Source organism: Leptospira brenneri, from assembly GCF_002812125.1.
Taxonomy (GTDB): Bacteria; Spirochaetota; Leptospiria; order Leptospirales; family Leptospiraceae; genus Leptospira_A; species Leptospira_A brenneri.
Genome location: NZ_NPDQ01000008.1, coordinates 167,278 through 188,345, shown reverse-complemented (window position 1 = coordinate 188,345; position 21,068 = coordinate 167,278). Strand labels below are relative to the sequence as shown.

General features: G+C 39.4%; 20 protein-coding genes. 10 read left to right on the top strand and 10 right to left on the bottom strand.

Translation table 11 applies throughout. The features are described from left to right. Nucleotides 1-27: 27 nt before the first annotated feature. Nucleotides 28-729, bottom strand: coding sequence for an alpha/beta hydrolase (locus tag CH361_RS16840; RefSeq protein ID WP_100791980.1), 702 nt, complete (start codon nt 727-729; stop codon nt 28-30). Nucleotides 730-732: 3 nt separating this feature from the next. Continuing rightward, complete coding sequence (dinB, locus tag CH361_RS16835; protein ID WP_100791979.1) at nt 733-1,809, bottom strand: DNA polymerase IV; 1,077 nt, start codon at nt 1,807-1,809, stop codon at nt 733-735. A 76-nt stretch (nt 1,810-1,885) separates the two neighbouring features. Here dinB and CH361_RS16830 point away from each other — a divergent pair, with 76 nt between their 5' ends. Further along, nucleotides 1,886-3,019 (top strand): PP2C family protein-serine/threonine phosphatase, encoded by a 1,134-nt coding sequence (locus CH361_RS16830; protein ID WP_208861460.1) that lies wholly within the window; start codon nt 1,886-1,888, stop codon nt 3,017-3,019. Then, entirely contained in the window at nt 3,016-5,016 is a 2,001-nt protein-coding gene (locus CH361_RS16825; RefSeq protein WP_100791977.1) for a PAS domain-containing sensor histidine kinase, read from the top strand. Before CH361_RS16830 ends, CH361_RS16825 begins: the two co-directional genes overlap by 4 nt. Here CH361_RS16825 and CH361_RS16820 read toward each other — a convergent pair. Both CH361_RS16820 and CH361_RS16815 read right to left on the bottom strand, forming a co-directional pair. Continuing rightward, nucleotides 5,000-5,395, bottom strand: coding sequence for an ExbD/TolR family protein (locus CH361_RS16820; protein WP_100791976.1), 396 nt, complete (start codon nt 5,393-5,395; stop codon nt 5,000-5,002). The genes CH361_RS16825 and CH361_RS16820 overlap by 17 nt on opposite strands. After that, nucleotides 5,392-5,856, bottom strand: coding sequence for a MotA/TolQ/ExbB proton channel family protein (locus CH361_RS16815; protein WP_208861459.1), 465 nt, complete (start codon nt 5,854-5,856; stop codon nt 5,392-5,394). The genes CH361_RS16820 and CH361_RS16815 overlap by 4 nt, the downstream gene beginning before the upstream one ends. Before the next feature lie 16 nt (nt 5,857-5,872). Between CH361_RS16815 and CH361_RS16810 the strand changes: the two genes are divergently transcribed. The 4 genes from CH361_RS16810 (at nt 5,873) to CH361_RS16795 (ending at nt 10,405) form a co-directional block, all read left to right on the top strand. Then, complete coding sequence (locus tag CH361_RS16810) at nt 5,873-6,607, top strand: ubiquinone/menaquinone biosynthesis methyltransferase (RefSeq protein ID WP_100791974.1); 735 nt, start codon at nt 5,873-5,875, stop codon at nt 6,605-6,607. Nucleotides 6,608-6,774: 167 nt separating this feature from the next. After that, nucleotides 6,775-8,631 (top strand): LruC domain-containing protein, encoded by a 1,857-nt coding sequence (locus CH361_RS16805; protein WP_100791973.1) that lies wholly within the window; start codon nt 6,775-6,777, stop codon nt 8,629-8,631. A gap of 65 nt (nt 8,632-8,696) precedes the next feature. Beyond that, the gene (locus CH361_RS16800; protein WP_100791972.1) at nt 8,697-9,824 is read left to right on the top strand and encodes an AMP-binding protein; all 1,128 of its coding nucleotides are present in this window, start codon (nt 8,697-8,699) and stop codon (nt 9,822-9,824) included. Between the two features lie 86 nt (nt 9,825-9,910). After that, a complete protein-coding gene (locus tag CH361_RS16795; RefSeq protein WP_100791971.1) occupies nt 9,911-10,405 on the top strand; it encodes a YiiD C-terminal domain-containing protein in 495 nt (164 codons plus the stop codon). 2 nt (nt 10,406-10,407) lie between these two features. Here CH361_RS16795 and CH361_RS16790 read toward each other — a convergent pair whose 3' ends face one another. The 5 genes from CH361_RS16790 to CH361_RS16770 all read right to left on the bottom strand — a co-directional run bounded on the left by CH361_RS16790 (nt 10,408) and on the right by CH361_RS16770 (nt 15,435). Continuing rightward, complete coding sequence (locus CH361_RS16790; RefSeq protein ID WP_244279936.1) at nt 10,408-12,486, bottom strand: hypothetical protein; 2,079 nt, start codon at nt 12,484-12,486, stop codon at nt 10,408-10,410. Nucleotides 12,487-12,592: 106 nt separating this feature from the next. Continuing rightward, nucleotides 12,593-13,060: a TraR/DksA family transcriptional regulator gene (locus CH361_RS16785; RefSeq protein ID WP_100791970.1), complete on the bottom strand. Its 468-nt coding sequence runs from the start codon at nt 13,058-13,060 to the stop codon at nt 12,593-12,595. Between the two features lie 8 nt (nt 13,061-13,068). Continuing rightward, the gene (rpmG, locus tag CH361_RS16780; RefSeq protein WP_081431684.1) at nt 13,069-13,230 is read right to left on the bottom strand and encodes a 50S ribosomal protein L33; all 162 of its coding nucleotides are present in this window, start codon (nt 13,228-13,230) and stop codon (nt 13,069-13,071) included. 34 nt (nt 13,231-13,264) lie between these two features. Then, entirely contained in the window at nt 13,265-14,209 is a 945-nt protein-coding gene (locus CH361_RS16775) for a bile acid:sodium symporter family protein (RefSeq protein WP_100791969.1), read from the bottom strand. Between the two features lie 23 nt (nt 14,210-14,232). Further along, nucleotides 14,233-15,435, bottom strand: a complete 1,203-nt coding sequence (locus tag CH361_RS16770; protein ID WP_100791968.1) for an aminotransferase class V-fold PLP-dependent enzyme — start codon at nt 15,433-15,435, stop codon at nt 14,233-14,235. A 55-nt stretch (nt 15,436-15,490) separates the two neighbouring features. Here CH361_RS16770 and alr point away from each other — a divergent pair, with 55 nt between their 5' ends. Further along, complete coding sequence (gene alr, locus CH361_RS16765; RefSeq protein WP_100791967.1) at nt 15,491-16,621, top strand: alanine racemase; 1,131 nt, start codon at nt 15,491-15,493, stop codon at nt 16,619-16,621. An 8-nt stretch (nt 16,622-16,629) separates the two neighbouring features. Beyond that, the gene (locus CH361_RS16760) at nt 16,630-17,523 is read left to right on the top strand and encodes an alpha/beta fold hydrolase (RefSeq protein ID WP_100791966.1); all 894 of its coding nucleotides are present in this window, start codon (nt 16,630-16,632) and stop codon (nt 17,521-17,523) included. A gap of 76 nt (nt 17,524-17,599) precedes the next feature. On the opposite strand, the gene CH361_RS16755 is transcribed toward CH361_RS16760, so the two are convergent. Beyond that, entirely contained in the window at nt 17,600-18,409 is an 810-nt protein-coding gene (locus CH361_RS16755) for a carbon-nitrogen hydrolase family protein (RefSeq protein ID WP_100791965.1), read from the bottom strand. 20 nt (nt 18,410-18,429) lie between these two features. Between CH361_RS16755 and argB the strand changes: the two genes are divergently transcribed. Both argB and CH361_RS16745 read left to right on the top strand, forming a co-directional pair. Then, complete coding sequence (gene argB, locus CH361_RS16750; protein WP_100791964.1) at nt 18,430-19,302, top strand: acetylglutamate kinase; 873 nt, start codon at nt 18,430-18,432, stop codon at nt 19,300-19,302. 12 nt (nt 19,303-19,314) lie between these two features. Continuing rightward, a complete protein-coding gene (locus tag CH361_RS16745; protein WP_100791963.1) occupies nt 19,315-21,060 on the top strand; it encodes a SpoIIE family protein phosphatase in 1,746 nt (581 codons plus the stop codon). Nucleotides 21,061-21,068: the final 8 nt, after the last annotated feature.

Here is a 21,068-nt window from a genome sequence, read left to right as displayed (position 1 = left end):
CTCAAAAGTTTTTGTGTATAAGAAAATTTACGACAAACTATTCAAATAACGACTAAGGCCTTGGATGACAGGTGCTGGGATTTCATGACCACCGTTAAATGCAATGAATTCGCCAATAAGCCCAGAATTACGAAGTAACTTTTCCAGTTTTTTCGCATTCGCATAACCTAGAATAGGATCAAATTCTCCATGCGATTGAAAAAACCTTAACGCAGATTTTTTGGGAGCGAGTTCTTTCCATAGAGATTCGTTCACTAAAGCACCCGAGAGAATCGTAAGACCTTTTGATAATTCTTCTTTTCTCAGTGTTAGGTCTGTGGCAAGCATAGCACCTTGCGAAAACCCACCTAAAATTAAGTTGTTCCAAGGAACCCCAAGAGCATCTAACATAAGATAAGCGGCTTGCCTAGCAACATCCATACCTTCAGGATCTTTATCCGCAAAATTTCTAAAATCGTTTTTACGAATTGCCTCTTCTAATGCTGCCATATCAATGGGAAACCAAGCACGACCTGAATAACCGGGCATTAAAGGGACACTTAAATGCCCATGTGGGAAAACCCAATTGAACTTTTGATCTGTGACTAAAACTTCATGAATGGGATATAAATCAAAAGCACTGGCTCCATAACCATGGAACATCACAACTGTAGGTGCATCTGGGTCACCTTGAACTCGGAGTACTTGTAAAGGTCCGAGAGATTCTAAATCATTTTCATTATCTAACATAGTTTAACCGAAGAGTGAAGGTTGGTCCTCATTTGTTGTATCATAAGAAAAGTTGGTCACAGAAATTCCCAGAAGTCTTATTTTCCGAACTGGATCCGTGTTTTCCTTCCATACTGTTGCCAATAGGTTCGAGGATTGCTGGAAAAGGTTGTCTGCCAAGTAGAAAACAGAATCGGAAGAAATAGATTTTTGTTTCACTGTAAAATCTTCAAATTTGATTTTCAGAGTGAGTGTTTTTCCTTGTTTGTTCTTACGACCCATTCTTAATTCGAGTTCTTTAGATAAAGTCTCTAACGTGAGTAACAAATAAGCAAAATCCGCAGAATCATGTGAAAAAGTTGTTTCCACTCCAATCGATTTGGGATCTCGAAACGGGATAACTTCCCTATCATCCATTCCCCTTGCCATTCGGTAAAAAACGGCTCCCATTTTTCCAAATTCCCTGATTAAAAATGCTTCCTCTACCTTTCGTAAATCAGAGCCCTTGGTAAAACCCAAAGAGGAAAGACGTTCATATGTTTTTTTTCCAATCCCGTGAAAGCTGTATAGTGGTAAATCGTTTAAAAATTTTTCTTCTTCACCAGGCAGAACCACATAAAGTCCGTTAGGTTTATTCTTTTCGGAAGCCATCTTCGCTAAAAATTTATTCTGGGCCACACCTGCCGAACAAGTAAGTCCCGTTTGTTCAAAAACTTTTTTTCTAATCTCTTTGGCAATGGTACTGGCAAGTGGGATATCTAATTTATTAGAAGTTACGTCCAGATAGGCTTCGTCCAAAGACAAAGGTTCAACAAGATCTGTATATTCTAAGAATATATTACGAATTTCTTTAGAGACAGATTTATAAACATCAAATCGGGGTTTGGTAAAGATAGCATCTGGACAAAGTTTATAGGCTTGGAAACATGAGATGGCAGAGCGAACTCCAAATTTTCTTGCTTCATAACTGGCAGCACAGACAACCCCCCTAGAATGCGGCGATCCGCCAACAACGACGGGTTTTCCTCGCATCTCCGGGAAGTCTCTTTGTTCCACAGAAGCATAAAATGCGTCCATATCAATATGGATGATCTTTTTCATTTCTCTTATCTTTCAGAATCAAACTAATTCAAAAATCTCTTGCCAAATGTTTTTTCCACCCAATCCTTCATGAATTGTGCACACAAAACTAGCCACAAAGATTTTGGTTGTAGATGATAATGAAACCAATATTGAAATTATCACTCATATTTTACTTGCCCAAGGATATGAAGTCGCCGTTGCCTATGACGGGGAATATGCTTTGGAGTTGGCAGAAGTATTAGATTTTGACTTAATTTTACTCGATATTTTATTACCTGGACTCAGTGGTCTTGAGGTTGCGAAGCGACTCCTCGCTATGGAGAAATCCAAAAATACTCCCATCTTATTTTTATCAGCCTTAAACGAAACGAGTGATATTGTCAAAGGATTGGAAACCGGAGCCGTTGATTATATCACAAAACCATTTCAAGAATCGGAAATCCTAGCCAGGATACGAACTCATATCAAAATCAAAACTTTAGAAAAAGAAAGAATCGACTTATTACAAGCAATCCGAAAAGACCTCGAACTTGCGAAATCTAACCAGGAAAACTTAGTAACGTTCCAATTTCCCCCTTCACCTCTCTACCAAATTTATACCTCTTATCAGCCAATGGAATTAGTAGGTGGAGACCTAATCACTTATGACCTCTTACCTTCCGGTGACTTAGACATTTTGTTTGGAGATGTGACAGGTCATGGGATTGCAGCAGCCATGGTATCACTTATGGCAATCATCACTTTCAAAACCATGGACAAATCTTTTTTATCTCCAAGTGAAAGTCTGTATTGGATTCATAATACCCTCACTCCCCTCATTAACACTCACTTTATTAGTGCCATCTATCTAAGATACAAAGCAGAAGAAAATTTGTTATCTTACTCTATGGCAGGACATCACAATATGTTCCTGATCCGCGAAGGAAATATCATCAAACTAGGAACCAAAGGTTTCTGTCTGATGATGTTCCCTGACCAACTCAATGCAGAAAATGAAGATATCTTTTTAAAGTCGGGGGATCGGTTGTTTCTTTTTTCTGATGGTATGTTTGAAGTTCCAAATGAAAAAGAAGATTACCTTGGTGATCAAAAATTTCTGACTCTAATCGAAACAAGAGTCCACCTCACCTCAAAAGAGTTTCTCGAATCTGTTCAAACTGAAGTTTTGAATTTCTCTGGTGGCAAAGTTGCGGACGATATGACCATGTTATTGTTGGAAATCAAATGATTTTTGAAATCCTTACAATTCTCATTGTGATTGGATCACTACTACTTACCTACTACTATTATTTTGCGTTGAAAAAAGAAAAAAAACTGAGACTTATCCTTTTTAGGAAAAATTTAAGTAACTCAGAAGAAATTGAACGCACCATCAGAGAAAAAGAAAAACAATACCAAGATATCTACGACACAGCTAATTCCATCATCATTCGCTGGAGTCCGGACTTTAAAATTCATTCCATCAATCCTTACGCAGAAGAATTCTTTCAAACCACAAAAGATTTAGCAGAAGGGAAAGACGTGGTTTTGGATTTATTTCAAATTCCGATGGAAAAGTCCAACGAAGTTAAATCACAATTGTGGAATATCTTTCATAGGCCAGAACACAACATTCGCCAAGAATATGATGTTTTCATCGGCGAAAGTGATAAACGTACAGTCACTTGGTCGAACCGAATTCTAAAAAACGAATTTGGATATCCATACGAAGTGTTATCTATCGGAAATGATATCACTAACCGCAAAATTGCAGAAGAAAATCTAATGAAATCCTATGAAAGGATATTAGACCTCTATAACAATGCTCCTTGTGGTTATCATTCACTTGATAAAGATAATATCATTGTTTCCATTAACGACACGGAACTTGATTGGCTCGGTTATACTAGAGAAGAAGTTGTTGGTAATTATAAATTTAACGATTTAATGACCGAAAGTAGCCAGGAAAAATACAAACTCATTACTAATTCCTTCCCCAACGAAAATCTAACAGGAGTTGAACTAGAGTTTGTCAGAAAAGACAAATCAACTTTTTTTATTAGTTTAAATTCTATTGCAACCTTCGACAAAAACGGGAACTTTATCATCAGTAAATCTACCGTATTCGATATCACTGATAGAAAAATCGCCGAAGACAAATTAAACGACTACTCACAAAAAATTCAATTACAGAATAAAAGATTACAAAAAGCTGTGGAAGCAGCAATCAAAGCGAACCGTTCCAAGTCTGTATTTTTCTCAAAAATCACTCATGAACTAAGGACTCCCCTCCATGCGGTGATTGGATTTTCTCAGATTTTGGAGAAAGATCCCAACCTTCCAGGACACTTAAAAGGTTATGTAAACTCTCTCTATGAAAACGGAGTTCATTTACTGGGAATGATCAATGACATTCTGGATCTGGCAAAAATCGAAGCAGGTAAAATGACAGAAACCCGCGAACCTTTTTCTCTTGTCCAACTTTGGGATACTTTGTTTTCAATGTTTTCGTATCGTTTTGCAGAAAAATCTATTAGTTTTGAATTAATTGGTGCTGAAAGTATCAAGTTTGGTTATTATGAAGCTGATTTACAAAAAATACGCCAAATACTTGTTAATTTACTTGGGAACGCATTAAAATTCACAAACCAAGGTTCCGTGAGTTTGGAAATCAAAATTGAGAATAATCCCGAACAAACGTTTGATTCAGTTCGATTCATTGTGAAAGACACTGGAATCGGAATCCCAAGTGATCAATTACATTCGATTTTTGAAGCCTTTCAACAAACCGAACAGGGCAGTTCCTATAAAGAAGGGACCGGGCTTGGTCTTTCCATCTGCCAACAGTTAGTTGAATTTATGGGAGGCAGCATTCATTTAAAAAGTTTTGTGGGGGTCGGTTCTGAATTTTCTTTTGAAATTCCGCTAACCAGATTACAAATAGTTCCAGAAGGATTAAAACAAAAATCAAAACTTGGACCAACTCATACGGATGAGATCATACAAACAGAAAAACAAGAAGAGTCTGAGGAAGAATTTGTCCAAAGTTTTTTGAATGCATCTTCTCCAGAACTAAAACGTGAAATTCTGAAACTGATTCGAATCCAAAACTTTGGATTGTTAACAGGGGTTTTGAACGGAATCCAAACAGAAGATAGAGGGAAAAAAATCCTAGAACAAAAAGTTCAAAACAAAAGGTATAAATTTTTAATCGATTTATTGCAGTCTTCTAATCTTTCAGAGTAACGATGTCTATCTTTTGATAACCTTTCGATTTTAATAAATCGGTTACCAAAACAAAAAACTGAAATTCAACTTTTTTATCCACTTCTAAAACGATTCTAGATTTTCCATCTTCATTTTTTGGAATTACATCGGTTAACAATTCTTTCCCAGTTTCTTTTCCATCAATGTAAATGAGGCCTAAATGATTGATTTGGATTTTAAACTTGGGTGACTCCTCTCCAATGGAATCTGTTTGAGTTTTGGGAAGGTCAAGTTGTAAAGTAGAAGTTGTTTCCGTAAACCGAACAGCTAACATTAAAAAAATTAGTAAAATGAATAATACATCAATCAAACTACTAATGTCAATGGAGGAATTTGAGCTGGATTTACGCAGTTTCATTTCGAATTTGAAAAATCTTTTACCAAAAGTTCCGAAATATAACGAATTTTATTTTCCCCAAACCTGTGAAAGTATAAAGCAGGAATTGCAACAAGTAATCCAACAATGGTTGTATTCAAAGCATCTTTAATTCCACCCGCAAGTACTTCTAAACTCACTTTACCTTGTGATTCCATAGCACCAAAAGCAGAATTAATTCCAATCACAGTTCCAAGAAGCCCGAGAAGCATAGAAAGGGAAGCTATGGTTGGTAGCCAATGAATGGTTCTTTCCAAAGGAGAAAAGAATAATTCCAATTCAGCATCGGTTGGTTCTTTAGGAAATAACTCCAAACGAAAGCTACGATCTTCTAATTTCCGAAGTCCAAGAACCAATCGGAAGAAAAAAAAGAAGGAAGTCAGCGAAAAACAAAAAAGCAGAATAAAAATCAAAATTGCGGGAATTGAAAATGTCCAATTCATGGATGTATCGACCTCTATGAACCAATACCAACTGCCATCCCAAGAAAAGAAACCGGAATATGTAAGAACTAATTTTGATGGAATCGCCAAAGCCTACGATCGGTTCAATGATTGGAATAGTTTCTTTCTACATCGTATTTGGAAGGATTGGGTGGTGAGAGAAGCCAAAAAGAGCGTTCCTTTCGCCAAATCTGCCCTAGACCTCTGTTGTGGGACAGGAGACATCACTCTTCGTCTCTCCCAAGATCCAAACCTAGAAAAAGTAGTTGGTCTTGATTTTTCAGAAAAGATGTTGTCCTTTGCCATCCACAAAATTCCAAAAGACCCAAAAGTGACACTCCTTGTTGGCGATGCCATGGACTTAAGTCAGTTTGCAGATGGTAGTTTTGACATTGTGACGATGGGCTTTGGCCTACGGAATGTTTCTGATATTGGGAAATGCCTACTCGAAATCAAACGAGTATTAAAGCAAGGTGGAGTCTTCGTGAATTTGGATGTAGGACGAGTGAGACCTAAATTCCTAAAATTCTTTGCTGACTTTTATTTTTTCAAAATTGTTCCTTTATTTGGGTATTTGCTCTATGGAAAGGAAAATGAGATGTTTGATTACCTACCTCATTCATCGAAAGCCTACCCTGACCAAGAAACCTTAACGGGCATTTTAAACGAACTTGGGTTTCAAAATGTACGGTTCCAAAATTTTGTTTTTGGAAATGCAGTTGCTCATGTTTCCAAAAAGAGTTCTAAGTAATACAAATGCTCTTGTTTACTGTTTTCAGGGCATTTTGTTCATTTTTTTTTCTTACTTTTCGTACATTCCCCAAAAAATCCCATGGATTTCCCTAAACTCCTGTAAATCGCCGTTGATTTTTTAACTATTTTGTCGTTTAATTCCCTATACAGGTAGGATATATCGACATGAAACGATGGTTAGTTCTTATAACAATTCCTCTTCTCTTATTGGATTGTTCCAATAAAAAGAAGGGATTATTACTTCTTCCCTTTTTAGGATTGGGGGATGGGTCAACTGCGACGCAGGCAGAAGCAGCAAATACTGGAAATGGTACATTCACTGTAGTTGGCTTAGAAACTACAGACCCAGGTCAAATCACTGCTCCTTCTGAAACCACACCAACAGATGGTTCCACAAATGGAGGAGAACAAACGACAACAACTCCCACTCCAGCTCCTGAGGTTGCATCACCTGCACCTACGACTCCTTCGGAACCAACAAACCCAGAGCCGGTAGTCACCACACCAACCCCTGCTCCTGTGGTAACAACTCCCACTCCAGCACCCACTACCGTAAATAATGAAACTACAACTGTAGTAGTAGACCAAACCAATGGTGGTAATTTTAACTTTGAAACAAATATCACGGTTCCCGTAACCGTTACTGTTGGAAATGAATCAGGCCCAGTGGCAAATGCTCCTGTTACTGTGACTGAAACTACAACGACAGGGCAACCCAATGTGGTGGGAGTAGGAACAACTGATTCTAATGGATCTGTGACCATTCCTATTAGCGTTCCTCCTACAGTAACTACTGTAGAGATCAGTGTGATCGGTGTGAATCCAACTACTGGTGAAGTAGTAGAACTTACAGGAACAGCTCCCGTACAACAACCAGCCAATGGTGGTTCAGGTTCCTCTTCTGGAACTGTGGTGGTAGCTCCTGTTATCAATGTTGATACAACCAACTTCCAACCAGTCAATGGTTGTGTGCAGGCAGTTGATACTGATTGTGATGGAATCGCAAATATTTATGATGAATTCCCTGAAGATCCAAGTCTTGCAACCACAGCACGTTCTGGTAGATACACAATTGCCTTCGAAGATATGTATCCTTCTGCAGGAGACGCTGACTTAAACGACCACTCTACCATATTTACTACAGAGATGGATAAAACACCAGTAAACAAAGTAAAGGTGATCCGGGGAACATACACCCACGTAGCAAAAGGTGCAGGATACAATCACGAACTTAGACTTTCTTTGAATGTTTCCACTAACGCAAAAGTGCAAGTGAGTTATGTTGATGGAAGTGGAAAACCATGGAGTGGTTGCGCTTCTGCACCAAAATACACTGCCAATGCGACAGGAGACTGTACTGGTGGAACCCTAACTCCAGCACAACTCAAACGTGGTATCCTTCTTCTTCCTAGTTCAGACAAAACATTATTTGGAAGTAAAAATGCTCCTGCAGCAGGAACAACATTTACTATCAATAACTTTGTTCGTGGGGTCACAGCGAACGTAACCATTACCTTTGAAGAACCAGTAGATTTGAATGCAACAAAGAACCTAGTCGGTGGGCATTTGAATTACTTCCTTGCTTTCAACCAAAAGACAGATGGTGTGTTTAGACAAATTTACCGTCCTGGTTTTTTCACTGATAGCAAAGGAAAAGATTCCTTTATTGATAAAAATGGATTTCCTTGGGCCATCATTGTTCCTGGAATCTTCAACCACCCAACAGAAGGTGCTGACATTCGTAAACCGTCTACTTCTGGTTACATCTTCTTCAATTCTTGGATGAACTCCAACGGAGTGGCTCATAAAGATTGGTATCTCAATGTAGATCAAATCCCTGCACCAAACCGTCCATCCTACGTAGTTCGAGTCAGTGACTTTTATGTTGACAATGGTTTTTCCGCCTACCTCATCAAAGCAGTTCAGAAAAATGCATTGGAAGTATCAGCAAGTCTCATCGTGATAGGAGCTGCTCTTGGGTTCCTAATGAAAAAACGATTGGGAAAACAACAAGCCGCTTAAAACTAAAAGACCTACCTTAAAAAGAAATCCTTCCTCCAAACCCTGGGGGGAGGATTTTTTGTTTAATGACCTCTATTCTACGTTTTGCTGACCTCGAATATTTTCTTTCTGGAAACTTTGAATTAGATTTAGAAAAAGACCAACCTATCCTCGTTGATCCATTGTGGAAAGGAACGGTCTTAGAAAATCATCTCCGCAAGTTTCCTCTTCCTGTCTTAGATTCCAAAAAATCTTTTTGTTTGGTGACTTCAGGCTCTACAGGACTTCCAAAAATGGTATGGAAAGAATGGAGAGAGATCGAAGCGGAAATTTCTTTTTGGACAGCAGATGAAAACGTCCAATCCCTTTATACAATTGCCAAGACGGAAGGAATGTTTGTTTCTGTGCCTCTCTGCCACCTCTATGGACTTCTATGGGGGTATTTGATCCCCAAGCGGCTTAAAATCCCGACAAAACAAAATATTCCTAAAGACAAAGCCAATCTATGGATTACATCCGCTCCCCAATTACAAAAAGCTTTTGAGAGTGGGAACCCTCTTCCCCAAAATGCAGTGGTTTCAGGAATGAAATTCCCTGTTCCTTTAGCCAGAACCTTTCGGGACAGAGGAGGAATTTCTGTATTGGAAATTTATGGTTCTACAGAGACGGGGGCCATTGGGTACAGAGATGCTCTCAGACAAAACCGGTTCCAAATCCTACCAGATCTAGAACTCAAATTTATTGCTATCGAAGGAACGGAAGAAACAGAACTCCAGATGAAAAGTCCATTTTTATCCCCAAAATCGTTTCTTTTGGAAGAGGAAGGTTGGATTTTGCAGGAGTTACCACAAAACGAATACTATGCGACAAATGATATAGGAAACTGGTCCGAACGGGGGTGGTATTTATTAGGAAGAAAGGACCGAATCATCAAACATAAAGGGAAACGAGTTTCTTTAGACCGAGTCGAGTCAGAAATTCTCGGTTTGTCTTTACCAGGCGAATTTGTTTGTGTTCCGATTTCAGATAACTTTGGTGATACAATGGGAATGTTAAGTTCTACAAATTTAAGTCCAAAAGAGATCGAAAGCCGACTTCTAAGAGAAATGCCAGAAAGCCATGTCCCAAAACAAATTCTAACCAACAAACCCATTCCTAGATTACCTAATGGGAAACCGGATCATTTGAGGATCAGAGAGTTATTTAGTTCTTAAATCGCAAAAAGCCAAAGAGATTCGTTTTATCAAAAGGATCCCAAGAAACAGTAGACCAATCATTCTATGATTTCCAATCTGGACTTATGAGACAAAGAGAAATTCTTTTGGAATACAAAGTAAACCCTTTATGGCATTTTTTAGAACAGACTTATGGATTTGAACAGGCATTTCGAATGTTTAAACCTTACGAAGGTGCTAATATACAACCCAATCTTGTAGATCAAAACACAATGGTAGTTTCTATGCCACTCATTCTATCAAACACAAATTATGTGGGAACCCATTTCGGTGGTTCCCTCTACTCCATGTGTGATCCATTCTTTATGTTTTTACTCATGAAGAATTTAGGAAAAGATTATATGGTATGGGACAAGGGAGCAAAAATTGATTTTGTGAAACCGGGAGAAGGTACTGTGACAGCAACCTTTCATATTCCCAACAGTGAATTCGAAGACATAAAAGAATTCTTAAAAAAAGAGAAAAAAACCATTCGAACTTACGAAACCGAAGTTGTTGGTGAAGATGGGAAAACGGTCGCCAAAATCACCAAGGATTTATATATCCGAAGATTGGTTTAAGTTTAAAATTGAATACGATTGTTCCCGTCAAACTGCGCTCGGGGCAATCGGAATTCTAATCGATACCTCGACTTCAAACGAATCAAAGAAGCACCCTTAGGACATTCCCCTGACCAAGAGTATCCTTGTTTTGTCTCTGAGAACAACTCTTGATGAATGATTTTTCTATCAGAATTTAAAAATAAAATTTCAACAACAGGACTTCTGTCTGTAGTTTCCAAAAAGATTCTCCCTGACCTAGCCACGCCGAATTCAGAAAGTTTCCATTCCCAAACTTTTCCATGAAATTCATATTCATAGTTAGGTGATCTTGGAGGGAGAGTGGCTGCCGTTTGGTATTCTTTTAATTGGGTTTTTCGAAATTCAGATCCAATTCCTAAATCCCAATACCTCTGTGAATAAAATAAGGCATAATTTAAAGGAAGGCCTAAAGATAAAATGAGAATCAAAGGAGAAAACCAAACTGTCTTTCTGAGTTTATCAAAAGAAGCAGAAAACCCTGTCCCTTTTTCTCCTAGTAAAACGAGATAAAAACAGAGAAAGGCTCCATCTGAATTTTGGATTTGAACTCCAAAGAATAATGGTAAAACAAGAAGAAGTGCCTGTTTCCCGAGTCCCCTTTCCCATAAAAATAGTCCAATATAAAAGGAAAAAATAACCAAACCCAAAATCCCCAAATCATGTACAATCCACAAATAAAAGTTAGGTGGAAAATCGATCATACCAATTGAAGTTTTGGTTCCTACGCGGAAAGGATCAAGGAGAGCCAGTGGGAAAGATCCAATTCCATTCCCAAGCCAAAGGTTATTTTTAATTCCTTCCATACAGATAGTCAGAAGTTCTGCCCGAGTATGGTCCATTCGTTCCAAGGCCAAGTATGGATCCTTTCTCCAAACGGGAAAAGCATCCATTGTTCTCTTAGCAAGGGTTACTAGATCCCAATCCTTTTGCAAAAAACTAAGCCCATACAAAGTAAAAAAACCTAGGATCGGGATGAGTAAATACAAAACAACTCTAAGAATCCTTCTCTTTGTGATGGAGACAATCCACAAATCAGTAGTTAGATGAATGATTCCAATAGCATTTGTTATAGACCAAACCACCCAAAAAGCTTTTCCTTGTTTGAGTCCCACCCAAGTCACGAAAAGAAAAGATAATATAGCTAATACCAAACTAAATCTCTCTTTGGATTTACGCCAGTTATGAATGAGTTTAGAGATCCACATAAGGGAAAGAACGGGGATGATCCAAGAAGCAGATCCTGAGTCTTGGAGAAGTCCTGTACTACGACCGGCCTTCACACTTTCCAATGTCCCTTCGGAAAAAAATTCCAAACTCACAATCGATTGGATGCTCATTACGAGTAAATTGATCCCAAGACCTAAAAAGATTCCGAAACGAAGTTGCTCCGACAAACTATCCTTAGATGGTGTAGGCATGGACCTTTCTTCCGAGAATAAATACAAAACCGCTAAAGAAATAGGAACTAGAATCTTAGAAGATAGTCCCATCGCCTCTCTCGAAGACAGAGACGGGAAATACAAATACTCTTGGATTCCCAGTCCCGATACCAAACCAAGACCTTGGTATTGGAAAAGACAAAGCACTGTCAGAAGGAAGAGAAAAAAAACAAACCCAAAATAAGTAGAATACCAAATCGGTAAATTGGATTTCCCAGTGGGATTGCGAATCATCCAATCCGTTAGAATTTGTTCTGATTGTTTCGGTAAAGCCGTTTCGTTTCTTCCAAGAAGGACAAGAATGAATTCTCTCATCCAAATTCCGAGAATGGAACCTAGAAAAAGGCCTACGAGTTGGTAAGATCCCACCATCGGTAACCCCGATAGATATGGCAAACGTAAGAAGGTGAAAACTCCCACTGCTGTAAAGATCCTTCCCCATTTTCTCTGGTAGAATTGTGGAACAAAACCAAAGGCAAATTGTAAGAAAAAAGAAGGATAGAAATGAGAACTGGGAACCGGTTCCACATACCTGTGGAGGGTCCAAACAGAGAAAGTGCAGAGATAAAAGAAAAGGAGATCAAAAATAGGTAAAGAACGAAGGCGGCCTAGAAAACTCACGATAGAAAGAGAGTTTAGAGTCTGGCTTAGCGAATCAATTGTAAATTTAAAGGGATCGGGAGAATTCGGGTTCTTTCAGGTAGAAAAAAGGCTGAGGGATTTTCTCTTAATCGAGAGAATCCACGTCCATTCCAGTAGTAGGATAAGCAGAAAGAGAATCCATACGGTATCCGCCCGCACGATTCCGGCTCTTCGCCATTTGCTCTGCAAATTCTACAGTAAATCTCGTCCACGGAATGGCCTTGAGTCTTGCGATAGGAATTTTTTTCTTAGTTCCTTCACAGATCCCATAGGTTCCGTTTTCGATTTTCTCTAATGCGAGTTCAATCTCACGTAGAGTTTCAATTTCATTTTCAGTCAAAACAGAAGTTAAGGCCTCTGAATTGAGTTCGGATGCGATATCTGCAATATCACCCATCTCTTTCAAGCCAGAAGGAGAACTGGTGTCTTCCCACTGGTTGAGTTTGATGAGAAGTGACTCTTTTTTCTCTTGGAGGAGCTCACGCACCTCTTCGATGAACTTTTTGTCCACTCCCTTCTCTGCTGATGAAGATTTTGCAGCTGGTTTCGGCATCTTAATCCTTAGACTTTGGATTCCTTGTGATCAGTATGAGATTTGCAAAATTTGCAATATTTTTTAGTCACAAGTTTTTCCGACTTTGTCTTCTTGTTTTTAGTCTGGAAGTAATTTGACCGCCCAGGTATCGCACATGGGACACAGGTTAGTTTTATGATTTCTCTCATAATTTATGCCATGACGTACCGACCCCGTATATAGTCAATCGACAATAGCGGGTTTTTTCGGTTCCCTCCTGAAATAGCTCGCAAACAAGCTTCCAAGAAGCGAGTGGGTCAGACTCGATAAAGCACTAGGAATCGCTGTGTTTGGATCCAAAAAATGAGTCCTTGCGAGCACTGCCCCGAGCCCTGAATTCTGCATGCCGACCTCAATCGAAATGGTTTTGGCGGTTTTTACATTTTTTGTAAGATATAGGCTAAAAATCCCACCAAGGCCAAACCCACCCAAATGCAAGAGGATCACAGCAAAGAAGATACGAAAGTCCGATTGTAAAATGGTATCCTTTCCACTCGCAATGATGGAAGCCACAATCATCGCAATGAGGAGTACAGAAAGTACGGGAAAAAAATCTTGTGTGTCTTTTGTGAGTTTAGGAAAAATCGATTTTAAAAATAATCCTAGTCCAACAGGAACTAAAATCACTTGAAAGGTAGTGATCACAAGACCTAAACGGTCGATCTCCAAACGACTTCCAATCAGAACCGCCACAAGAAAAGGTGTCATGATAATCCCAAGGATGGTAGAGACTGAAGTCAAGGTAACACTCAAAGGAACATCTGCTTTGGATAAAAAAGTTATTACATTCGATGCTGTTCCCCCAGGACAACAAGAAACAAGAATAAGACCCACGGCAAAAGCTTCTGGGAGTTGGAATAAATATCCAAGAGAATACCCAAGCATAGGCATAATCGTATATTGTAATACTGTCCCAATGAGAATGGGTTTTGGTTGTTTTAGGATACGAATGAAATCTTCTGCTTCGAGTGTCAGTCCCATCCCAAGCATAATGGTACCTAGGCTATAAGTGATCCAAGGCCCTCGAAACCAAATGATTTTTTCGGGGAATAAAAAACCAACCCCTGAGGTGATGAGTAGTACAACAGGGAAACCAGTAACAATCAGTTTCAAAATTTTCGTGATCATATTTTCTTAAACTCAAGATTTACTTAAGTTTGGTTTAAGTATTCTTTTAAGGCATCTTTCACTCGGGCCACATGTTCCTCTTCAATGGCAATATGAGGTGCCATCCGCAGTCGTCCCAGTCGCACCGCTGTGGTAATTTTCCTTTGTTTCAAAAAACTTTGGATGAGTTCTGGTTGGAATTTAGAGGGATCTTTATGGCCAGTGATCGCAAGGATCCCGGTTTTCACATTGGGAAAAGCGTCTGACTCTAAAGTAAATCCAAGGTCATGAAGGGCATTCTTAAACATCCCAGCAACTTCATAGATTCTTTCTCTGACTCGAGAAAACCCAAGAGTAGACAACATCTTTAAGGAAGCATAAAAATAAATCCAATCATTGAAGTTGATCGTACTTTGTTCGAATTGATCCGCAGCAGGTTTCCATTCATCCCGGTAAGGAAAATAACTGGAATCATTCACCACACTGGCTTGGCCTTTGAAAATAAGTTTAAATCCTTTGGATTCTTCTTTGGATAAATACACAACCCCAAGCCCGAGAGGACCGAGTAACCACTTCCAAGCGGCAAAAGCACAAAAAGCCACTTTGATTTTTCCAAAATCTAATGGAATATGACCCACTGCTTGGCTTCCATCAATTACAAGTTTTGTATGATTTGTTTCACAAAGTTTGGAAACGGCCTCCATATCAAAAGCCACTCCCGTACACCAATGCACAGGTGATAGACTTAAAATGGCAACGTCCCCTTTTTCTAACTCGGTTTTAAGACCTGTTAAAAATTCATCGGGAGTATTTCCTACCGCGATGAATTCTAAACCAACACCTTTTTCTTTCCAATGTTCCCAAGGGTAGACATTACTTGGGTATTCATTTTCCAAAACAAGGATACGTTTCCCTTGAGGGATTTGGATGCTATGAGAATAGAGATTGATCCCCTCACTTGTGTTATGTACAATCCCTATCTCGGACGGATCACAATTTAGAATTTCTGCAATGTACCCGCGAATGGCAGATTTGATAACAGGCTCGGCAAAACCCGGGGCAAAGATTCCAAACCTTGCATATTCCTGAAAATAGAGATTCATCATCTGGGTGGCGTAAGTCGAAACGGGAGTCGTCCCACAATAATTCAACCAAACGGAATCATTTTGTACGGGGAAATACTTGGAAATACCTTTCCAGTTTTCAAAAGGAGGGAAAGAGGGAAGTTCAGAGTGATTTGAAAGCATTCAAAAATAGAAATATCTGAAGCGACAGAAGAGAAAAGTAAAAAAAAATGGGACCGTGCTCTCTTCACGAATTTACCTGTCACGGTCGGCATTTAGCCATAATATAGCGTTATTTCGCAAACTCATCGGGCCTAAAACCAAGTTCACTGCCATCATCAAATCCAATGCCTATGGACATGGGCTCCTAGCCACAGCCTCTATCGCCCTCGATGCCGGTGCCGACTATTTAGGGGTCAACTCTTTAGAAGAAGCATTGTCCATACGACGTGTATTTCCAAAAGCCACTATCCTCATTATGGGGAGCATTCCTGATCTAAAAGAAAGAAAGGAATCACTCGCTGACGAAAACTTCTGGGTGATGGTTTCTCGGATTGAAGAAATGGAAATCCTCGCCAAACTTTCCCCCACTCCCAAAATCCATTTGAAAGTGGATACGGGGATGTCTAGACTTGGAATTCCCACAAGTGACGCTGATCTTTTAGCCAAAGAAATTTTTGAGAAAAAACTCCCTCTCTCCGGGATTGCCACTCACTTTGCCAGTACAGAAGATTTCACCGAACATAGTTATTCTATGTTACAATTGGGAAGGTTCCAAGACGTAATTGATACATTCGCTAAACACGGGTTTATCGATCTTATTTGCCATTGTGCTTCTTCTGCCTCTGCCATGTTATTTTCGGAAGCCAGGATGGATCTTGTTCGAGTTGGGATTTCTCTCTACGGGCTTTGGCCAAGTCTAGAAACGAAACTCTCTTTATCTCTGATGAAAAAAGATGTAGGGATGTTAAAACCGGCCCTGAGTTGGAAAACTCAGATCCAACACATCCAGAACCTAAACCAAGGTACATTTATTGGTTATGGTTCTACTTATAAAACAACACACGATACGAAATTAGCAGTTGTCCCCGTCGGATATTATGAAGGGCTCGATCGGAAACTTTCCAATCATGGATATATGCTCGTTCGTGGAGAACGAGCCAAAATTTTGGGTAGGATTTGTATGAACATGACAATGCTTGATATCACTCATATCCCCGATGCAAAATTAGGTGATGATGTGGTGATTTTAGGTAAGTCAGGAAATGAGATTATATCCGCAGATGACCATGCTGCTTGGACGGGAACCATCAACTATGAAGTGGTCACCAGAATTTTGGGATCTTTCCCTCGTATCATTGAAGACTAGAGGATCTTATGTCAGAAAGACAAATTTATACTTGGAAAAATCATAGATTAACTTACGTTAAACACAAATCTCTGAACCCCAAAGCAAAAGAAACAATTGTTCTCATTGGTGGTTGGTGTTCTGCGGCTGGATATTGGGGCCTAAACATTCCTTTTTTTCGCCAGTTGGGAGACGTCATCGAACTAGACTTAGTGGGTCATTATCCAGCAGAAATTTTTGACCAAAAAAAAGGACTCACTCTCCAAGACTTTTTAGAAACACAAGCGCAAGGGATTTGGGCCTCTGCTGGTGAAAAGGACATCACACTTGTGGGTCACTCTACGGGTGGAATGGCTGTACTTGCGATTGCTTCTTTATTTCCACAAAGGATCAAACAAGTGATCTCCATTGCTCCTTATGTACATGGTCCTGTTCCAGGGATTTTAAAAATCGGAGTGGTGGGACTACGAGCCAACTTGGGTAGTTTTTTTGACTTTGGATTTAAAATTGGGAAATCTCTTCCCAAGGCCTTACAAATTGGATTTTCGTATGGGGTGTATGATTCGTCGGCCTTTCATGCAAGAGACGACATCAAACAATTCCTAAAAGATTATAATCCTCAATTTGAATGTTTAAATCCTAGATACATCCTTATGATTCTAGAGATGTTGGATAGAACTGATATCCGTCCCCTTGTCTTTGGGAACCAAGTTCCCACTCTCATCATGCGTGGAGAAGAAGATCCTATCATTCCAGGGCAACATGTCATGGAACTAGAAAGAACTACCCCTCATGTCAAAGCAGTATTATTCTCTGAATGCGGACATTTTGTACACATGGAGAAAAAACAAGCCGCAGAGAAAGTAATGAAAGATTTTATTCTTATGAAAAAATCTTCTTCGACAAAGAAGTCCTTTTTTTAGAAAAATTCAAGATCCACAGGGTGTAAAAGGAAACGATTCAATCAAGCATCAAAGGATGAATACAAAGATTCCCATTCTAAAACAAACGATGGTTTAAACTGGGCAATTGATTCCTGATTTCGCTTAACTTTTGTAAGTCGATTTCAGCAATGGCGAACCCTTCTTCGTTGTTTATCTCATCTAAAATTTCTCCCCAAGGGGAAATGATCAGAGAATGCCCAAAGGTTTTGCGATTCCCATGTGGATCATGAGTTCCGGTTTGTCCTGGTGCCAAAACATACATAAAATTTTCTATTGCGCGAGCACGAAGGAGCACATGCCAGTGTGCTTCCCCTGTAGGAACGGTAAAAGCCGCTGGCAAAAAACAAAGTTCGACACCCCTCTCTGACAAGGAACGAAAGAGCTCTGGGAAACGAATGTCATAACAAATTGCCGAAGAAACTTTTCCATATTCGGTTTGGATGACATCAGGAACCTTTCCCCCACTTTCCGTGGAATTGGATTCACTATAATTAAAGCCATCACCCACCACAGCATTGAAGAGATGGGCTTTATGATAACGAAAGATTTCCTCTCCTTCTGGATTTGTGATGACCGCAGTATTGTAAACCTTTCCCGTTGGTGCTTTGGTCGGGAACCCACCACCCAAAAGATAAATTCCTAAATCTCTAGCAGTTTCTTGTAAAAAAGCATTTGTTTCTTCTTCGATTTGCCCGAGGAGATTTTTTTTCTCCGATTCTGTTCCCATAAAAGAAAAGTTTTCGGGAAGTCCAATGACTTTGGCACCGGCACTGGCTGCTTCTTCTACAAGTTGCCTACACTTAGTTAGGTTATTTGAGACTCTTGCTGTACTTGTGACTTGCACTGCGGCGGCTTTAAATTTCATTATCATAAATGAGGACTTTTATGAACCACCATTCTGAAAAAATCAATCATATCTTGGAAGCTCTTCCCTATTTGATCAAATATTCTGGCAAAACCATTGTCATTAAATATGGCGGAGCCGCCATGGTGGAAGAAGAATTAAAAGCATCTTTTGCTGAAGATATTGTACTACTTAAATATTTAGGGATCAATCCCGTTGTGGTTCATGGCGGTGGTCCTGAAATCAATGCCCTCATCAAATCACTCGACCTCAATACCCAATTCATCCGTGGTCATAGGGTCACCGACGAAGCTACCATGGAAGTGGTCGAGATGGTTCTTACTGGAAAAGTGAACAAACAAATCGTTTCTCTCATCCAAGAAAAGGGTGGAAAACCGGTTGGTCTATCTGGAAAGGATGGTGGGCTTGCCATCGCTGAAAAATATCTTATGGAAGTCGAAGGAGAAGATGGTAAGGTTCAAAAAGTAGACTTAGGTCTAGTCGGTGAAATTACAGAAGTAGACCCGAATATTTTACTCACCTTACAACGTGAAGGTTTTATCCCCATCATTTCTCCTGTGGCTATGTCAAAAGATGGCCAAACGCTTAATATCAACGCTGATACAATGGCAGGTGCCATTGCAGAAGCCCTTCATGCGGATAAACTCATTTTACTTACGGACACACCCGGAATTCTCATCGATGGGCAACTGGTCACTGGTCTCAAAAAAGCAGATATCCAAGGATATATAAAAACTGGACAGATCTCCGGTGGCATGATACCAAAAGTAGAATGTTGTTTGCGTGCTATTGACTCCGGAGTCAAAAGAGCCCATATCATTGACGGGAGAGTTCCTCATTCCGTCTTAATTGAAATATTGACGAACCAAGGGATTGGAAGTTTGATCGAATAAGGATAGATTCGGATGCCTACTAAACTATTGACATTAGGTCTGATTTCAGACATTACTAGCCGGATCAATTCGCATGAAGATTTGGATACACTCCTTAGTGAAATTATGGGGATCACCCGTGACGTTTTACAAACAGAAGGTTCTTCACTTCTGCTTTATGATAAAGAAAATGATCAGTTAGTCTTCAACACCACTAGTGGTTTAAAAGAAGAATCTCTAGCTCACCTAACAGTACCTAGAGGGAAAGGGATTGCAGGGATGGTTTTAGAAACTTTGAAACCAGAAATTGTGAATGATGCGGCCAATGACCCAAGGATATTTAAGGCCATTGACCAAAAAGTTGGGTATGTCACTAGAAATCTCATTTGTGTTCCCATGATTGCTCAAGGGGAAGTACAAGGTGTACTCGAAGCAGTAAATTCCCTCGACAATCGTGAGTTTAACAATAACGATATCAAAATTCTAAAATACCTTTCCAACTTAGCCGCCATTGCCGTCAAAAATCGTCTTCTTATCGATAGTCTGAACCTACGAGCCAATGAGTTGAATGGACTTTTTCAAATTTCGCAAGCCCTTGCCAATATCCAAAGTTCAGATGAGTTTATGGATCTGGCAGTCAAAACCATTTCCGAAGTTTTACAAGTAGATCGTGTCTCTCTTAACTTTGAAAAAATCGAAAAGAAAGGACTCCCTAGATCCAAATCGAAAGGTTTTTCTGATCAAATCCACGATGAAGATGTGGAGGTTTTACTCTTTGCTGACAAAGCCGATTGGATGTTTAAAGGGTTCAAAATCATTACCGCAAATTCTCCTCAAGGAATCCAACTCACCCACAAAGGCCTTTTCCAACACAGTATGATTCTTTTCCCTATCTTAAAAAACAAAGAATGGTTAGGTTCTCTTGTTGTTTCCGATAAAACATCCAGAACTCGGTTTGATGAGATGGACATTCGGATCTTACGAACTCTGACCAACCAAGTCGGGGAAGCTTATACCGCTTTACAAGTGAAGATCCAAAGTGAACGATTAAAAAACATAGACCGCGATATGCAAGTTGCGGCAATGATCCAAAAACATTCACTTCCCATCATTCCAAAACAATACTCACTCTTAGAGTTTGATACCTATTACCAAGCATCACGTGAAATCGGTGGTGACTTCTATGATATGGTAGTTCATGGGAAAGACGAAGTTTCTGTCATCATTGCTGATGTATCCGGAAAAGGAACTCCTGCTGCACTCTTTATGGAGTTTTCCAAAACGGTTTTACAACAAGAAGTTTCAAAAACCACTTCCACTAGCGAAGCCCTCTTCAATGCCAATCAGATTTTACAAGATAAATCTGGATTTCTTATGTTTGTCACAGCAATGCTTGTGCGAATTAATATGACTAAAAAAGAACTAACTTATTCTTCTGCCGGTCATAATTTACAAATCATCTATCGCAAAAAACATCATAAAATCCAACACCTTTCTGGGAAAGGCCAACCCATGGGAATTGGTAATTGTGAATTCTCAGAACATACTGTCAGTTATTTACCCGGTGATTTGTTAGTATTGTACACTGATGGTGTAACAGAAGCCATGAATTTAAAAGAAGAACTTTTTTCAGAAGAAAGATTGGAATCTGTAATTTTATCTCATATCAACGACCCACCAGAAGTGATCAGGCAAGCCATTTTACAAAAAGTCAGTGAATTTGTGGGAGAAGCAGAACCGCATGATGATCTTTCTCTCTTTATTATTCGTCTAAACTAATAATAAGG

What these genes read in the sequence shown, in the direction of transcription:
- CH361_RS16840 (WP_100791980.1), bottom strand. Translation starts at nt 729, where the DNA reads ATGTTAGATAATGAAAATGATTTAGAATCTCTCGGACCTTTACAAGTA.
- dinB (WP_100791979.1), bottom strand. Translation starts at nt 1,809, where the DNA reads ATGAAAAAGATCATCCATATTGATATGGACGCATTTTATGCTTCTGTG.
- CH361_RS16825 (WP_100791977.1), top strand. Translation starts at nt 3,016, where the DNA reads ATGATTTTTGAAATCCTTACAATTCTCATTGTGATTGGATCACTACTA.
- CH361_RS16820 (WP_100791976.1), bottom strand. Translation starts at nt 5,395, where the DNA reads ATGAAACTGCGTAAATCCAGCTCAAATTCCTCCATTGACATTAGTAGT.
- CH361_RS16815 (WP_208861459.1), bottom strand. Translation starts at nt 5,856, where the DNA reads ATGAATTGGACATTTTCAATTCCCGCAATTTTGATTTTTATTCTGCTT.
- CH361_RS16810 (WP_100791974.1), top strand. Translation starts at nt 5,873, where the DNA reads ATGAACCAATACCAACTGCCATCCCAAGAAAAGAAACCGGAATATGTA.
- CH361_RS16805 (WP_100791973.1), top strand. Translation starts at nt 6,775, where the DNA reads ATGAAACGATGGTTAGTTCTTATAACAATTCCTCTTCTCTTATTGGAT.
- CH361_RS16800 (WP_100791972.1), top strand. Translation starts at nt 8,697, where the DNA reads ATGACCTCTATTCTACGTTTTGCTGACCTCGAATATTTTCTTTCTGGA.
- CH361_RS16795 (WP_100791971.1), top strand. Translation starts at nt 9,911, where the DNA reads ATGAGACAAAGAGAAATTCTTTTGGAATACAAAGTAAACCCTTTATGG.
- CH361_RS16785 (WP_100791970.1), bottom strand. Translation starts at nt 13,060, where the DNA reads ATGCCGAAACCAGCTGCAAAATCTTCATCAGCAGAGAAGGGAGTGGAC.
- rpmG (WP_081431684.1), bottom strand. Translation starts at nt 13,230, where the DNA reads ATGAGAGAAATCATAAAACTAACCTGTGTCCCATGTGCGATACCTGGG.
- CH361_RS16775 (WP_100791969.1), bottom strand. Translation starts at nt 14,209, where the DNA reads ATGATCACGAAAATTTTGAAACTGATTGTTACTGGTTTCCCTGTTGTA.
- CH361_RS16770 (WP_100791968.1), bottom strand. Translation starts at nt 15,435, where the DNA reads ATGCTTTCAAATCACTCTGAACTTCCCTCTTTCCCTCCTTTTGAAAAC.
- CH361_RS16760 (WP_100791966.1), top strand. Translation starts at nt 16,630, where the DNA reads ATGTCAGAAAGACAAATTTATACTTGGAAAAATCATAGATTAACTTAC.
- CH361_RS16755 (WP_100791965.1), bottom strand. Translation starts at nt 18,409, where the DNA reads ATGAAATTTAAAGCCGCCGCAGTGCAAGTCACAAGTACAGCAAGAGTC.
- argB (WP_100791964.1), top strand. Translation starts at nt 18,430, where the DNA reads ATGAACCACCATTCTGAAAAAATCAATCATATCTTGGAAGCTCTTCCC.
- CH361_RS16745 (WP_100791963.1), top strand. Translation starts at nt 19,315, where the DNA reads ATGCCTACTAAACTATTGACATTAGGTCTGATTTCAGACATTACTAGC.